This is a genomic window from Intestinibacillus sp. NTUH-41-i26, from assembly GCF_032769475.1.
GTDB classification, from domain to species: domain Bacteria; phylum Bacillota; class Clostridia; order Oscillospirales; family Butyricicoccaceae; genus Agathobaculum; species Agathobaculum ammoniilyticum.
This window is the reverse complement of the sequence record NZ_CP136477.1, coordinates 1,535,730-1,550,533: the sequence shown is the minus strand read 5'-3', so window position 1 is coordinate 1,550,533 and position 14,804 is coordinate 1,535,730. Positions and strand designations below refer to the sequence as shown.

The 14,804-nt window shown below is 56.0% G+C and carries 12 protein-coding genes and 1 pseudogene; 10 read left to right on the top strand and 3 right to left on the bottom strand.

Annotated features, from left to right (window positions below):
* Positions 1 to 35 precede the first annotated feature (35 nt).
* From zwf to RX717_RS07950, 3 genes are read right to left on the bottom strand one after another with little or no spacing between them, the layout of a single operon-like run.
* Entirely contained in the window at positions 36 to 1,430 is a 1,395-nt protein-coding gene (zwf, locus tag RX717_RS07960; RefSeq protein ID WP_107630486.1) for a glucose-6-phosphate dehydrogenase, read from the bottom strand.
* The gene (gndA, locus tag RX717_RS07955) at positions 1,427 to 2,839 is read right to left on the bottom strand and encodes an NADP-dependent phosphogluconate dehydrogenase (protein ID WP_054325935.1); all 1,413 of its coding nucleotides are present in this window, start codon (positions 2,837 to 2,839) and stop codon (positions 1,427 to 1,429) included. Before gndA ends, zwf begins: the two co-directional genes overlap by 4 nt.
* Positions 2,836 to 3,837, bottom strand: coding sequence for a lactonase family protein (locus tag RX717_RS07950; RefSeq protein WP_159068017.1), 1,002 nt, complete (start codon positions 3,835 to 3,837; stop codon positions 2,836 to 2,838). The genes gndA and RX717_RS07950 overlap by 4 nt, the downstream gene beginning before the upstream one ends.
* A 291-nt stretch (positions 3,838 to 4,128) precedes the next feature.
* Between RX717_RS07950 and tgt the strand changes: the two genes are divergently transcribed.
* The 10 genes and pseudogenes from tgt to RX717_RS07900 all read left to right on the top strand — a co-directional run bounded on the left by tgt (position 4,129) and on the right by RX717_RS07900 (position 14,757).
* Positions 4,129 to 5,271, top strand: a complete 1,143-nt coding sequence (gene tgt / locus RX717_RS07945; RefSeq protein ID WP_107630488.1) for a tRNA guanosine(34) transglycosylase Tgt — start codon at positions 4,129 to 4,131, stop codon at positions 5,269 to 5,271.
* Between the two features lie 94 nt (positions 5,272 to 5,365).
* Positions 5,366 to 6,928, top strand: coding sequence for an oligosaccharide flippase family protein (locus RX717_RS07940; protein WP_147573680.1), 1,563 nt, complete (start codon positions 5,366 to 5,368; stop codon positions 6,926 to 6,928).
* A 104-nt stretch (positions 6,929 to 7,032) separates the two neighbouring features.
* On the top strand, positions 7,033 to 8,190 hold the full coding sequence (locus tag RX717_RS07935) for a THUMP domain-containing class I SAM-dependent RNA methyltransferase (RefSeq protein ID WP_107630490.1): 1,158 nt from the start codon (positions 7,033 to 7,035) through the stop codon (positions 8,188 to 8,190).
* Positions 8,191 to 8,346: 156 nt separating this feature from the next.
* Complete coding sequence (locus tag RX717_RS07930; protein ID WP_054325939.1) at positions 8,347 to 8,631, top strand: co-chaperone GroES; 285 nt, start codon at positions 8,347 to 8,349, stop codon at positions 8,629 to 8,631.
* A 19-nt stretch (positions 8,632 to 8,650) separates the two neighbouring features.
* Positions 8,651 to 10,276 (top strand): chaperonin GroEL, encoded by a 1,626-nt coding sequence (groL, locus tag RX717_RS07925; RefSeq protein ID WP_107630491.1) that lies wholly within the window; start codon positions 8,651 to 8,653, stop codon positions 10,274 to 10,276.
* Positions 10,277 to 10,421: 145 nt separating this feature from the next.
* The gene (locus tag RX717_RS07920; RefSeq protein WP_054325941.1) at positions 10,422 to 10,880 is read left to right on the top strand and encodes an NfeD family protein; all 459 of its coding nucleotides are present in this window, start codon (positions 10,422 to 10,424) and stop codon (positions 10,878 to 10,880) included.
* 29 nt (positions 10,881 to 10,909) lie between these two features.
* Positions 10,910 to 11,804 (top strand): annotated as a pseudogene (locus RX717_RS07915) (SPFH domain-containing protein).
* Between the two features lie 123 nt (positions 11,805 to 11,927).
* Entirely contained in the window at positions 11,928 to 12,302 is a 375-nt protein-coding gene (locus RX717_RS07910; RefSeq protein ID WP_242977793.1) for an ArsR/SmtB family transcription factor, read from the top strand.
* A gap of 3 nt (positions 12,303 to 12,305) precedes the next feature.
* Entirely contained in the window at positions 12,306 to 12,647 is a 342-nt protein-coding gene (locus tag RX717_RS07905) for a hypothetical protein (protein ID WP_316960186.1), read from the top strand.
* Between the two features lie 151 nt (positions 12,648 to 12,798).
* Complete coding sequence (locus tag RX717_RS07900; protein ID WP_316960185.1) at positions 12,799 to 14,757, top strand: heavy metal translocating P-type ATPase; 1,959 nt, start codon at positions 12,799 to 12,801, stop codon at positions 14,755 to 14,757.
* The last annotated feature ends 47 nt before the right edge of the window (positions 14,758 to 14,804 follow it).

Genomic DNA, 14,804 nt, shown 5'->3' with positions numbered 1-14,804 from the left:
ACAGCGCCGGCATCTGCCGGCGCTGTTTCTTTATATCAGGTCTTGAACCATGCGTGGCCAAACCGCTCGAGCAGCCGGTCGGCCTGCACGGGTCCGGAGGAACCCGTAGGATAGCTGATAAGAGGAAGCCCTGCTTCGCGGTATGCGGTGCGGAGCTGCTCGACGTATTCCCAGCCGGTTTCGATCTGGTCCCATTGGGAGAACCAAAAGTGTTCGCCGCGGATGCAGGCGCCGATCAGCCGTTCATATGCCTCCGGTGTGTTGATGCGGTTTTCCAGCAGGCAGCTTTGGCAAAAATCCATCTTTGCCTGGGTGATATCAGTGGTATCGCCCGGTTTTTGGATATTGAACTGCAGATAGACGCCCTCGGTCGGCTGTATGCGGATGACAAGAACGTTATGCGCAACATCCGGACGGGGGCGCCGGAATGTTACGACGACGTTCATCTCCCGCTCGCCCAGCTTTTTCCCTGTGCGGATATAGAAGGGTGCGCCGCGCCAACGGTCATTGTCAATAAACAGACGTAAAGCAGCGTAGGTATCGGTCTGGGAATGGGCGCCCACCAGCTTTTCCTGCCGGTAGCCCTCATATTGGCCAAGGACGAGCGTATCCTTGATCGGCTCCTGGCCGACCGGACGCAGGGCATGCAAAACCTTGAGCTGTTCCGCGTGCATATCCGAGCCGATATAATCGCTGGGCCTCTCCATCGCCACGATAGAGAGAATTTGGAACAAATGGTTTTGCACCATGTCTTTCATGGCGCCGGCTTCGTCATAATAGCCGCCGCGGGATTCGACGCCAACGTCCTCCAGCGCGGAGATCTGCACGGATTCAATGAAGCGCGCATCCCACAGGTTGGTAAAAATCGGATTGGAGAAGCGGATTGTTTCAATGTTGCGGACCATTTCCTTGCCGAGGTAGTGGTCGATACGGTAGATCTGGTCCGGAGAAAAAATCGTTTCCAGCCGGCGGTTTAAGTCCTTTGCCGCTTCGAGCGTTTCACCGAACGGCTTTTCCAGAATCACCTTGCCGCGGGAGGCGCCTGATACCGACGCCAGATTTTCGGCGATCAGACCGAAAAAGCGGGGCGCGACTGCAAGGTAAAAAATAAATTCCTCAATTCCGTGCGCGCTGAAATAGTCATTCAGCTCCTGATAGGCGGCAGGGTCGGAGAAATCCATGCGGTAGTATGCGATGCGGGAGGCAAATCGCCCGAACGCGCGATCCGAGTAGGGCAGGCGCGCAAACTTCTGCACCCATTCACGGGCAAGCGCACAGTACTGCTCAGTGGTATACTCCCGCCGCCCGATGATAATGATTTGATAATCCTCGGATTCCGCGCCGGAAATGCTTCCGTTGTAAAGCGCGGGCAGGAGTTTGCGGAAGGTCAGATCGCCAGTGCCGCCAAAAATAGTAAAGGCCTTGCTCATTCCGTTTTCCTCCATTCGTGATGAAATGCTCCGGTACGGTCGGTGCGCTCATAGGTGTGCGAGCCGAAGAAGTCGCGCTGTGCCTGGATGAGGTTCGCGCCTGTATGCGGGGAACGGAACGCATCCAGATAGGAGAGCGCGTTTGTCATGGCAGGCAGGGGCAGCCCTGTCCGGATGCCCGAAGCGGCCGCGCTGCGCAGGCTTTGATGGTTTGCGGCAATTTTTTCGTGGAAAAAGCGGTCGAGCAGGAGGTTCCCGAGCAGCGGATCGCGCCGGAATGCGGCGGTGATATCGTTCAGAAAGTCTGCCTGAATGATACAGCCGGCGCGGAAAATAGCGGCGATCGTTCCCAGGTCAAGTGACCAGTGATAGCGTTCGGAAGCGTCCCGCAGCAGCGAAAAGCCCTGGGCGTAAGCGACGATCTTCGCGGCATAAAGCGCGCGGCGGATCTGTTCGGCAAATGCTTTTCGGTCCTGCACCGGAGGAACTGCGTCCACCTCAAGCAGACCAGCCGCCTTTTCGCGGGTTTCCAGCGCATTGGACATGACGCGCGCGCCTGCCGCCGCTGTGATCATGGAAACATCCACGCCCTGGCGAAGCGATTCCATACTTGTCCAGCGTCCGGTGCCTTTTTGAGCCGCGCTGTCAAGAATGTGGTCGATCAGATCGCCGTCCGCAAGGTCGTCCCTCTCCCGAAAAATGTCTGCGGTGATACCGACCAGAAAGCTTTTCAGCTCTCCCTGATTCCAGTCCGCATACAGCTCTGCAAGCGCAGCGTTGGAAAAACCACCGCAATATTTGAGCAGCAGGTAGCTTTCCGCGATAAGCTGCATATCGGCATATTCGATACCGTTGTGGACCATTTTCACATAATGTCCGGCACCATCCGGTCCGATATAGGCACAGCATGGCATTTGCTCCGCGGTCGCCGCGATGGATTCGAGAATAGGCTGCACCGCGGGATACGCGTCCGCATCGCCGCCCGGCATGATGGAGGGGCCGCGGCGGGCGCCTTCCTCTCCGCCGGAAATGCCAACGCCAAAGTATTGGATGCCTTTTTCGGAAAGCATCCGGCTTCTCCGTCGGGTGTCTTCAAAAAAGGAATTTCCCCCATCCAGAAGAATATCACCTGTGGCCAGCAGAGGGAGGAGCTGATCGATCACAGCGTCGACCGGTGCGCCCGCCTGGATCATCAGCATGACGCGGCGCGGCCGCTTGAGGGCGGAGACGAACGACTCCAGTGTATAAAACGGCATAAGATTGGGATGCGGGTGCTCCAGCACCACCGCTTCCGTGACCGAACGGCTACGGTTATAGCCGGCAACGCAAAAACCGTGGTCAGCCATATTGAGCGCAAGGCTACGGCCCATAACGGAAAGTCCGATAATGCCGATATCACAAAGCTTCATTTTTCATGTTCCTTTCTTTCTTGGGCATCAAAAACAATACTGACGCCTTGGTGGATGATTGTATGGCCGCAGGCCGCGCCGAGGCGGCCGGTGGCAGAGTCGCGCGGGAAGCTGACCAGATCGCCGGAAAAGCGGTTTGCCGCGAGCAGCCAGCGTCCGTCCGGCGAGAGGGCGATATCACGCGGATGTTCGCCTCCGGAGGGAATGCGCTGAATGACCTGCAGTTTGCCGTTCCTTCGCTCCAAAACGACGATCTGGTCTGCGCCGCGCACCGAGATATACAGGAACCGGTGGTCCGGTGAAAGACGGATCGCGGCGGCTTCGTCTCGCGCGGGGTCGGGGGAGACCAGCAGCGGAACACGCTGAAATAGGCGGAATTCTCTGTTTCCGCAGATATGGAAGCAGTAAAGGGAATTATCCTTTTGGGCGGCTACATACAGGGCTTGGGATGTCTCATCCAAAACGGCGTGCCGCGGGCCGCTGCCCTGCGGAAAGGGGATCGTGCCGCAGGGGGTGTGATCGGGAATATGGAACATGCGAATCTCGTCCAGCTCCATGCAGGGGACCAGCAGCGTATCCGCGTGAAAAAGGACCTGATGGCAGCCCGCGCCGGGCGCTATGGGTATTGTGTACTGAAAAACCGGTGTCTTATCAGCAATCCGGTAAAAAGAAACCGTTCCGGCGTGAAAATTGGCGGTATACCCATACGTCTGATAGAACGCCGCATGGCAGCCTGCGCTTCCCTCGGTGAAGGCTTCCACCTGAAAGGGGTGGGAAGACTGGCGCAGATCCGCCACACAGAGTCCGGCCTTACCTGCACGCCCTACGACCGACGCCAGCAAACCGTCTTGGCGTATGGCGAGGTATTTGGAGTCAGGCACGTCTAAAACGCAGTTCGCTCCTGTCAATTTACCGGATTCGGCGTCCAGAAAAAAACGATAAATCCCCTGCGAGCGGCTGGAATGGTAGGTGCCGACATAGCCTGTAAAGCGATCCATAAGCATTCTCCTTTGGTAAGCCTGCAGTAACTGCTGTTACTGTAATTGTATGGGCTGCGGATGAAAAAAACAAGTCAAAACGCAAACAATACCTAACAAAAAGATGCCAATCAAATATCCTGGGAATTGCTATAGTATACAATTCTGATAGAATTTTGTCAAAGCGCCGCGTTTGAGGCGGCAAAGCAGCCATTTCAGAGAGGAAAAACGAATTATTTGCCGGTGCAACATTGAAACGGCTGGCGGTTTGTGGTAAAATAGACCCACTGCTTGAAAAGTAACGAGGGAATTATGAAAATAGGAACTTTTAATCTGCTCAAAACAGAGGGATACGCCAGAAGAGGGGAATTTTGCACCGCCCACGGCGTTGTGCAGACACCGGTGTTCCAAAATGTCGGAACGGCCGGCGCGATCAAGGGCGCGGTTGATGCGTTTGACCTGAAAGCGCTCGGATGTCAAATCGAACTGTCCAACACCTATCATCTGCATGTGCGGCCGGGGGATCAGATCGTCAGGCAAATGGGCGGGCTGCACCGCTTTATGCGTTGGGACGGCCCCATGCTGACCGATTCCGGCGGCTTTCAGGTGTTCTCTCTGGCTACGTTACGCAAAATCAAGGAAGAGGGCGTAACGTTCCATTCGCATGTCGATGGGCGCAGGATTTTTATGGGGCCGGAGGAAAGCATGCGGATCCAGTCGAACCTCGGCTCGGATATTGCAATGGCGTTTGACGAATGCATTGAAAATCCGGCGCCGCGCGAATATGTTAAAGACTCGATCGACCGGACAACCCGCTGGCTGCGGCGCTGTAAGGCAGAGCTTACGCGGCTCAACAGCCTGCCGGATACGGTAAATCCGCAGCAGATGCTGTTCGGCATCAATCAGGGCGGCACCTATGACGACCTGCGCATCGAGCATATGCAGGCGATTGCAGAGCTTGACCTGCCCGGCTATGCGATCGGCGGCCTCGCGGTGGGCGAAAGCACCGAGGTCATGTATCACATCCTGGATGTGGTGCTGCCGCATGCGCCGGAAAACAAGCCGCGTTATTTGATGGGAGTTGGCACACCGTCCAACATCATCGAAGGCGTGGCGCGCGGCGTCGATTTCTTTGACTGCGTCATGCCGACCAGAAACGCAAGGCATGGACACCTGTTCACGCATAATGGTATTTTAAACATTATGAACGCAAAATATCAGACGGATGACCGGCCGATCGAGGAAGGCTGCGGGTGCCCGACCTGCCAGAGATTCAGCCGTGCTTATCTCCGCCACCTGCTCAAAAGCGGTGAAATGCTATCTCAGCGCCTGTTGGTCATGCATAACCTGTGGTTCTATAACCATTTGATGCAGGAGATCCGTGATGCACTCGAACAGGGCACATTTGCTGCGTTCCGCGCGGAATACAGCGAAAAAATGAGCAAAAGGATATAAGGGTATACCAGGCTTTCTCCTATGTGGAGAAGGCCTTTTTCTTTCATATCCGTGCATAACTCGGCATAGCCTTAAAGTGAAATGGGGTCATGCCGTGCGGATTCAGAAAAAAACGATTCTATATGCGGCCGGAATCCTTGCCTGCGGCAATTTGGCGCTGCAGGCGCTGGGATTCCTTTATCGCGTTATCCTCAGCCACTTTGCCGGCGCGGAGGGGCTTGGCGTTTACCGCCTAGTCAATTCCGCCTATCTGGTACTCAATGCCGGCTGCCTTTCCGGCGTGACCATGGCCTGCTCCCGTCTGAGCGCGGCCAGCGAGGCAAGGGGAGAGCGCGGAAAAATCGGTGCGATCCTCCGGCTGGCGTTCACAGTTTTTTTTACACTATGTACATTCTGCGCGGCGGTCATCCTGCTTTTCGGAAACAGGATCGCGGCCGGATGGCTGGGAGATATCCGGTGCGCCAAGGCGTTCCCGTTCGTTCTGTTATGCCTCACGCTGACCGGTGTGGAGAATATCTTCAAGTCCCTGTTTATCGGCCTGGAACAAATGCAGTTTACCGCCTATTCCGAGGTAGGAGAACAACTGATCCGGATTTTATCAGTCGGTATCCTGTTATATGAATACCAGGGAGAGGATTACGGAACGATCGCTATGCTGATTTTTGCTGGCATGGTGGTGAGCGAAGTGTTCAGCGCTTTGTTCCTGACACGTCTGTTCCAGAAAAATATAGCGGCTGGTCAGCGCGCCGGAAGACTCGACGCAGAGACAAGCAAGCAGTTTTTCTTTATCGCGTTGCCGCTTTCCGCATCGGCTTTGGTCGGCAATATCATCAGCTCGGCCGGTTCGGTCCTGCTTCCTCAGCGGCTGATGGTGGCCGGACTGACCTATGAACAGGCACTCTCGGCACTCGGTGTAATCTCCGGTATGGCGATGCCTCTGCTTCTTCTTCCAGTGGCGCTGGTCAGCTCAGTCTGCACCGCTCTGCTTCCGGCAGTCACCGCAGCGCAGGCGGTCGGGAATATCAAGCGCGTGCAGGCGTTAATCGGCAGATCGGTTTCCACCGTCGGCCTGATTGCGCTGCCTGCTACAGCGGTGCTGATTCCGCTTGCGCCGCAGTTGAGCGAGTTCTTCTTTGGCCAGCCGTTGACGGCCGGTTATGTAGCCCTGCTGGGAGCGGTCGCAATCGTCAGTTACTACCAGATGTCGTCCGGCAGCCTGTTGAACGCGCTCGGGCTGCAGCATTTGAATGTGGTCACGGCAGTCAGCGCGGAGCTGGTCCAGCTCTGCCTGATGTATCGCTGGTGCGCACGGCCGACACTCGGCATTTACGGTTATCTGCTCGCCATGCTGCTGACCAGCGCGGGTGCGTTTCTAATCAATTTCTGCATTTTGCAGCGGCATACCGGCTTCGCGGTCCGGCCGCTGCGCCGCTTTGGCGTTCCGCTACTATGCGGCGCTACCCTTTTTTGCTGGACGCGGATTTTCTACTCTGTTCTGCAAGAGTACCTCATGAATGATATTGCTGCACTGGGGGCGACAGTGTGCGGCGCAGGGCTTCTATACGTCGTTGTGCTGCGGCTGTTGGGCATACGTCTGATCCGATATCTGTCCCGCAGAATCGAAAAGCCACAGATGCCAAACGTCTGTATGTGGTAGACCGTCTTGACAAAATACCCCTGAACGGATAAGATTAAGTACAACAGAACGGCTCCTGCCCGGCAGCGGCAGGGGCTTTTTTTCGGAAGAAAAGAGGGAATCGAATGGAACTGACCATGTGCTGCCCGACTCTGTTCGGGCTGGAAGGGATCGTCGCGGACGAACTTCGGTTCGGGGGAAAGCTGGAGGAAGTGCATGCCGAGAACGGCAGGGTTTTATTTGCGGGAGATGAAAATACGCTCGCATGGGCCAATCTGAACCTGCGCTGTGCGGAGCGCGTCCTGATCCGTCTCGGCGTGTTTCCCGCGAAAAGCTTCGACGCTCTGTTCGAGGGTGTGCGCGCGCTGCCTTGGGAGCAGTTTATTCCGAGGGACGGGTCCTTCCCCGTCAAGGGGTACAGCCTTGATTCGGCGCTCCACTCCATACCGGACTGCCAGCGGATCGTGAAAAAAGCGGTGGTGGAACGTTTGGGACATGCCTATGGTCTATCCTGGTTCGAGGAAACCGGCGCGAAATACCAGATACAGTTTTCCATTATGCGCGATACAGCGGAGGTATTTCTGGATACCTCCGGCCTGGGGCTGCATAAGCGCGGATATCGCGCAAACAGCAACGCCGCGCCGTTGCGGGAGACGCTCGCGGCAGCCATGGTCAAGCTGGCACGCTGGCGTGGACGAGAACCGCTGCTGGATCCATTCTGCGGTTCGGGAACGATTGCGATTGAAGCGGCGATGATCGCCCAGCGGCGCGCGCCCGGGCTGCTTCGGTCATTTGAGGCGGAGAAATGGGGTTGCCTTGACGCAGACGCCTGGCGGCTGGCTCGCGAAGCGGCCATCGACCTGACGGATGGCGGCGCGCGGTTTTCGATTGTTGGAAGCGATATCGATCCAGCATGCGTCCAGCTTTCCATGGAGAACGCACGGAAAGCGGGCGTTGCGGGTACGGTGTTTTTTGAGCAGGTAGATGCTGTGCAGCACGATTACAGCGGGGAAGGGGTGGTGTTTGCCAATCCCCCATATGGCGAACGGCTGCTCGATGTGCAGCAGGCGGAAGCGCTCTATCGTGCGTTCGGACGCGCAACAGGGAAATCACCGATGAAGCAGTATATTCTAAGCTCGGACCCGCTGTTTGAGCGCTGTTACAGCCGGCCAGCGGATAAAAGGCGGAAGCTGTATAACGGCATGATCAAATGCGAGCTTCATATGTACTATAAGCACTCAATGCATTCGTCTGCTAAAAAACGAGAAAACGGGTCAAAGTGATTCACAAAAAATTCATAAATTTTATGTCAGTTTTTCCAAAAAAACTCTTGCACAACGAAAAGAGTTGATGTAATATAATAATCGAGTTAGCACTCAGGACAAAAGAGTGCTAAACCCTGATTCAGTCAACTTTAATTTTTATAGGAGGAACCCGTTATGAAACTCAAGCCCCTTTCTGATCGTGTTGTTATCAAGATGATCGAGGCGGAGGAGACCACTGCCAGCGGCATCATCCTCACCGCGTCTGCGCAGGAAAAGCCGCAGGTCGCTGAAATCATCGAGGTCGGCCCGGGCGGCGTTGTCGATGGTAAGGAGATCAAAATGGAGGTCCAGAAGGGCCAGAAGGTCATTACCAGTAAGTACACCGGCACAGAGGTCAAGCTGGACGGCGAAACCTACATCATCGTTCGTCAGGGCGATATTCTTGCAATCGTAGAGTAATTTGAGGAGGTAATTTATCATGGCGAAACAGCTTATTTACGGCGAGGACGCGCGCAAGGCGCTGCAGCGCGGCATCGATCAGCTCGCCGATACCGTTAAAGTTACGATCGGTCCGAAGGGCCGCAATGTTGTTCTGGACAAGAAGTACGGCGCGCCGCTGATCACCAACGACGGCGTCACCATCGCTAAGGAGATCGAGCTTGACGATCCCTATGAGAACATGGGCGCGCAGCTTGTGAAGGAAGTTGCGACCAAGACTAACGACGTGGCGGGCGACGGCACCACCACCGCGACCGTGCTCGCGCAGGCGTTCGTGCGAGAGGGTCTGAAGAACGTGGCTGCGGGCGCAAACCCGATGGTCATGCGTCGCGGCATTTCCAAGGCGGTCAATGCGGCGGTAGAAGCGATCGCCAAGAATTCCAAGGCGGTTGACGGCTCCAATGATATCGCCCGTGTCGGTGCGATCTCTTCCAGCGATGACGAGATCGGCCAGCTGATCGCGGAGGCGATGGAAAAGGTTTCGACCGACGGCGTAATCACGGTGGAAGAGTCCAAAACTGCGGAAACCTATTCCGAGGTTGTCGAGGGCATGCAGTTTGACCGCGGCTATGTCACCCCCTATATGTGTACGGATACCGAGAAGATGGAAGCAAATCTGGACGATGCGCTGGTCCTGATTACGGACAAGAAGCTGTCTAACATCCAGGAGCTGCTGCCGATTCTGGAGCAGGTTGTTAAGTCCGGCAAGAAGCTGCTGCTTATTGCCGAGGATATCGAGGGCGAGGCGCTGTCCACCCTGATCGTTAACCGCCTGCGCGGCACGTTCACCTGTGTTGCGGTCAAGGCGCCGGGCTTCGGCGACCGCCGCAAGGATATGCTGCGTGATATCGCGATCTTGACCGGCGGCACGGTAATCTCCGAAGAGATCGGCATCGAGCTTAAGGACGCCACCATGGATATGCTGGGTTCTGCGCGTCAGATCAAGGTCACCAAGGAAACCACCACGATTGTGGATGGCGCGGGCGACAAGCAGGATATCGCCAACCGCGTAGCCGAGATCCGCGGCGCGATCGAGCGCACAACTTCCGACTTTGACCGTGAGAAGCTGCAGGAGCGCTTGGCTAAACTGGCGGGCGGCGTAGCGGTCATCAAGGTCGGCGCTGCTACCGAGACTGAGATGAAAGAGAAGAAGCTGCGCATCGAGGACGCCCTCAACGCGACCCGCGCGGCTGTTGAGGAAGGCATCGTAGCCGGCGGCGGCGTTGCGTATGTCAATGCGATCGCAGCAGTCGAGGCGCTGTCCGAGACCGCCGAGGGCGACGAAAAGACCGGCATGCAGATCGTTGCGCGCGGCCTTGAGGCGCCGATGGCACAGATTGCGATCAACGCGGGCATTGAAGGCGCAATCGTTGTCGATAAGGTCAAGAATTCCGGCAAGGTCGGCTATGGCTTTGACGCGGCGACCGAGACATATGGCGATATGATCACCAATGGTATCGTCGACCCGACCAAGGTTAACCGCTCCGCGCTGCAGAACGCGGCGTCCGTGGCTTCCATGGTGCTGACCACCGAGAGCTTGGTTGCGGATAAGAAGGAACCTGTAGCTCCGGCTCCGGCTGCACCGGATATGGGCGGCATGTATTAATCCAAATTCCCGTTCGGTTTAAAAAAATACTCCGACAATTAAAGTCGGAGTATTTTTTCATAGGCACGGACACGACCCTCATTTGTTTTTGCTGTACTTTTACCGCCGGTCATGATATACTAGAGCAAAGGAGGGGATAGTAAATATGATTTTTGGCGTTGACAGTCTCTATATCTGGGTGGCTGTTATCATCATCGGCGTTGCGGTCGAAGCTTTTTCGCTGGACCTGTCGGCAATCTGGTTTGCGGTCGGCGGCGTTGCAGCGTTGATCGCCGCGAGTATTGGGCTGGAGATGTCCGCGCAGTTGGTCATCTTCGTTTTGTTCTCCGCGGTTTTGCTTCTGCTGGTCCGTCCGTTTTGCCGGCGCTTCCTCAAGACCAAAAAGGAAGCGACCAATGCAGACCGCATCATTGGTCAATCTGCTATCGTAACGGAGGGGATTGACAATATCCGCGAAACTGGCGCAGTCCGTATATCGGGAAATATATGGACTGCACGCAGCGCGGATGATTCCCTTGTCCCGCAGGGCGCAATGGTCGAAATTTTGGAAATCCGCGGCGTCAAGGTGATCGTAAAAAGGTTGGATAAAGATTCAGTTAAGTAAAGGAGAACACTATGCCTTATTTAGTTCCGATGATTTGGATTGTTTTGGCGATCCTGCTGATTGTTTTTCTGGGCAGCAATATTGTTATTGTACCGCAGGCGAAAGCCTTTATCGTGGAGCGGCTTGGCACATACCGCGGCACATGGAACACAGGCCTGCATTTTAAGGTGCCGCTTTTTGAGCGGATCGCCCGCAAGGTGACGCTCAAGGAGCAGGTCGTCGATTTTCCGCCACAGCCTGTGATCACGAAGGATAACGTAACCATGCAGATCGATACTGTTGTCTATTTCCAGATTACGGACCCGAAGATGTTCACATACGGTATCGAAAGCCCGATGGCAGCGATCGAAAACCTGACGGCAACGACGCTCCGCAATATTATCGGCGATTTGGAACTGGACCAGACGCTGACCAGCCGGGACATCATCAATACCAAAATGCGCGCGATTCTGGACGAGGCTACGGATGCGTGGGGCATCAAGGTCAACCGTGTGGAGCTGAAGAACATCATCCCGCCGGCGGCAATTCAGGAATCCATGGAAAAGCAGATGAAGGCCGAACGCGAGCGCCGCGAATCCATCCTGGTGGCAGAAGGCAAAAAGCAGTCCGCTATTCTGGTAGCGGAAGGCGAAAAAGGAAGCGACCGTTCTGGCGGCAGAAGCCAACCGCCTGGCAAAAATCAAGGAAGCGGAAGGCGAGGCGGAAGCCCTGCTGACCGTGCAAAAAGCGCTGGCTGATTCGATTTCCCTCCTAAACAACGCTGCTCCGACCGAACAGGTCATCAAGTTGAAATCGCTGGAAGCGTTCAGCAACGCAGCGGACGGCAAGGCGACAAAAATCATTATTCCGAGCGAAATACAGAGCCTTGCAGGATTGGCAACTTCATTTAAGGAAGTTATGACTGATCCGAAAACCGAAAAGTAAGCCGTGGCGGCCAGCCTGCCGGATATGCTCCGGCGGGCTGGTTTTTTGCTGTATTCTTGACAGATTGGCTTTTGAATGATACTATACTTTAATAGGTACTTATGTGTCTCGGGAGGGGTTTCGTTGGCAGTCAGAAAGAATCAAACCGAGGTGGAATGCTGCGAGGAGCATATCGTCCATACGGATGCCGTACGGCAGGCGCGCAGCACGATGCCGGGAGATGAGATCACATCGGCCGCTTCAGATTTTTTTAAGGCGTTTTCCGATAAAACACGGCTGCGCATCCTGACCGCTCTGGCAATAGAGGAATTATGCGTTTGTGATATTGCGTCGCTGTTGGGGATGAGCCAGTCCGCGATTTCCCACCAGCTCCGCTTTTTGAAGCAGGCGCGTCTGGTAAAGAGCCGGAAAGATGGAAAAACCGTGTATTATGCGCTGTGCGATGACCACATTCAGACAATTTTGGCACAGGGCATTGCGCATGTACAGGAGGGATAGACGATGGACGAAAAGAAAAACCGGCCGGAGGATCAGCCGGCTGGAAATCGTGAAGAAGGGCAAACGCCGCAGAATATGGGCGCGCCGGAAGAGCTTCTGGCGCAGGTTTCCGCAGGGCCGATCGCTTTTTCCGACGATTTTGTGGAAAATATTTTGTCCGATCTTGAAGAAAGCGCTTCTGATTTTCCAGAGCTTCCGGTAGAGCCGCTGACAGCGACACCGATTGCCGGTTCCGCGCCTGCACAGACTCCTCCGCAGGAGGCAGAGGAAAAAAACAGATTCGGCGCCGCAGGAAGAACTGCCGCAGGACGAGGAGCAGCCGGAAGCGAAAGAGGACGTTCCTGAGGAGGGACAGCCGGAAGCCGCGGAAGAGGAGGAACTGCCCGAACCCGAGAGGGAGACGGCTGAAGAGGAGAATACCGAAGCGCTTCCTCCGCTGGATGAAAGCCTTGCTCTGGTGCAAAATGAACCTGAGCAGCCAGATGAGACAGAGGGCATGTCTCTGATCGAACGCGCGCGGTATCACGCCCGAATGCGGCGGCGGGAGCAGACCCGCCTGCGCAGGGAAAACGCGCGACGCGGCGGCGCGGAGCCTTATCAGCCCATGTCTATGATGGATGTTCGCTTTACGTCGGTCCGTTTGGCAGTGGCGGTGGTTTTCCTGCTGCTAGGGCTGCTTTTGCAGCGTACCAGCGACACGGTCGCGTTCATTCTGTATCTGATCGCCTATCTGATCACGGTTCTGCCGATCGCCGCGAATGTGGCGCGCAACTTTACCCACGGGAAATATTTTGACGAATACCTGCTGATTCTGGTTTCTTCGTTCGGTGCGTTCCTGCTTGGGCTGCACGCGGAAGCGAGCGTGGTCCTGATCCTGCATGGCGTAGGCAAAATGATCAGCGATCTGGTGCTCAGTTCCACGCACAAGTCGCTTTCCCAGCAGGTTGATTTCATCCCAGAACGGGCGTCGGTCGTCAATATGCAGGGAGAAGAACGGCAGGTCACACCCGCCGAGGTCCGTGTGGACGACTTTGTTCTGGTCCGGACGGGCGAGCGCATCCCGATTGACGGCATTGTATTGCGCGGCGAAGGCATAGTGGATGATACGGTCTTGACTGGCGACAGCGAGCCGGCACCGGTGGTTAAAAACGCCAAGGTACTGGCCGGCAGCCTGTATACCGGTTCTTTGCTGCTGCTGCGGGCGACCGCAAAATTTGAGGACTGCGCGGTCAGCCAGATCATGCGTGTACAGGAGGAGGGGGCGGGCCGGAAAGCCTCTCTGGAGGACAGTGTGATGCATGGCGCGGCGCGCTTTATTCCGGTCATTGTCGTTTTGGCGATACTCCTTTCGGTCATCCCGCCTCTTTTCAATTCCAGTACCCCGATGCAGAATTGGGTCTACCGCGCGCTGACGATTCTTGTGGTATGCTGCCCGACGGCGCTGGTAATTTCGGTCCCGCTCAGTTTTATGGGAGGAAGCGGCCGCCTGTCGCAAAAGGGCATCCATGTCAAGGGCAGTGAAGCGGTAGAGAAAATGGCCGAGTTGCGTATGGTTGTTTTCGATAAAACCGGAACCTTGACCGAAGGGAACCTGCGTGTCAAGGAGATCCACGGAACACAGGATTTTAATCAGGAAAGCATCCTTGCGCTGGCCGCCGCTGCGGAGCAGCTCTCCAAGCATCCGGTCGCCCGCGCGGTCGTTTCCGCTTATCAGAGCGTGCCGCAAAAGATCAGCGAATTTGAGGAGTTCCCGGGACGGGGCGTGCGCGCGCGCATCGGCAACCGGAACCTGCTTGTCGGCAACCGCCGGCTGATGGTATCGCGCGGCGTAAAGGGCGTGCCGGATATCCGCGGCACGGTCGTTTATGTCGCCTATGAAGGCGATTATGCCGGCGCGATCGTGCTTGAGGATACCGTCCGTCCGGAAGCGGCGGAGGCGGTTTCCGGCCTCAAGAGCCAAGGGGTCCTGCGCACGGTCATTTTGACCGGCGATACCGAATCGCCTACCCAGCAGACCGCGGACGCAGTCGGAATCGATACGGTCCACTATGGCCTGCTGCCCGAGGAAAAGGCATCGAAAATGGAATTCCTGCTCCGCACGATCCCAACGGACGGTACGGCGGCTTATGTGGGTGACGGCGTAAACGATATCGAGGAGCTTAAGCTGGCGGACGTCGGTGTGGCGATGGGTGTAGCCGGATCACAGGAATCCGCGGACGCCGCCAATGTGCTGATTATGACCAACAGCCTGACTCGCCTTTCCGACGCCATGCGGGTCTGCCGCAGAACACACAATATCGCGCTGCAAAACATGGTGCTGGTGCTGGCGATCAAAGTGATCCTGGTCCTGCTCACCATCCTGGGCGTGACAAGCATGTGGCAGGCAATCGCGGCAGATGTTCTGCTTACTATCCTGACCGTACTCAACGCGGCCCGCATTTTAGGCATCAAATAAAGAAAAAGACCATGCCAGATTCAAGATGGTATGGTCTTTTTGCTCGA

Coding starts and splice junctions, on each gene's coding strand:
- RX717_RS07950 (WP_159068017.1), bottom strand. CDS start 3,837: ATGGATCGCTTTACAGGCTATGTCGGCACCTACCATTCCAGCCGCTCG.
- tgt (WP_107630488.1), top strand. CDS start 4,129: ATGAAAATAGGAACTTTTAATCTGCTCAAAACAGAGGGATACGCCAGA.
- groL (WP_107630491.1), top strand. CDS start 8,651: ATGGCGAAACAGCTTATTTACGGCGAGGACGCGCGCAAGGCGCTGCAG.
- RX717_RS07935 (WP_107630490.1), top strand. CDS start 7,033: ATGGAACTGACCATGTGCTGCCCGACTCTGTTCGGGCTGGAAGGGATC.
- RX717_RS07900 (WP_316960185.1), top strand. CDS start 12,799: ATGTCTCTGATCGAACGCGCGCGGTATCACGCCCGAATGCGGCGGCGG.
- RX717_RS07920 (WP_054325941.1), top strand. CDS start 10,422: ATGATTTTTGGCGTTGACAGTCTCTATATCTGGGTGGCTGTTATCATC.
- RX717_RS07930 (WP_054325939.1), top strand. CDS start 8,347: ATGAAACTCAAGCCCCTTTCTGATCGTGTTGTTATCAAGATGATCGAG.
- zwf (WP_107630486.1), bottom strand. CDS start 1,430: ATGAGCAAGGCCTTTACTATTTTTGGCGGCACTGGCGATCTGACCTTC.
- gndA (WP_054325935.1), bottom strand. CDS start 2,839: ATGAAGCTTTGTGATATCGGCATTATCGGACTTTCCGTTATGGGCCGT.
- RX717_RS07905 (WP_316960186.1), top strand. CDS start 12,306: ATGGACGAAAAGAAAAACCGGCCGGAGGATCAGCCGGCTGGAAATCGT.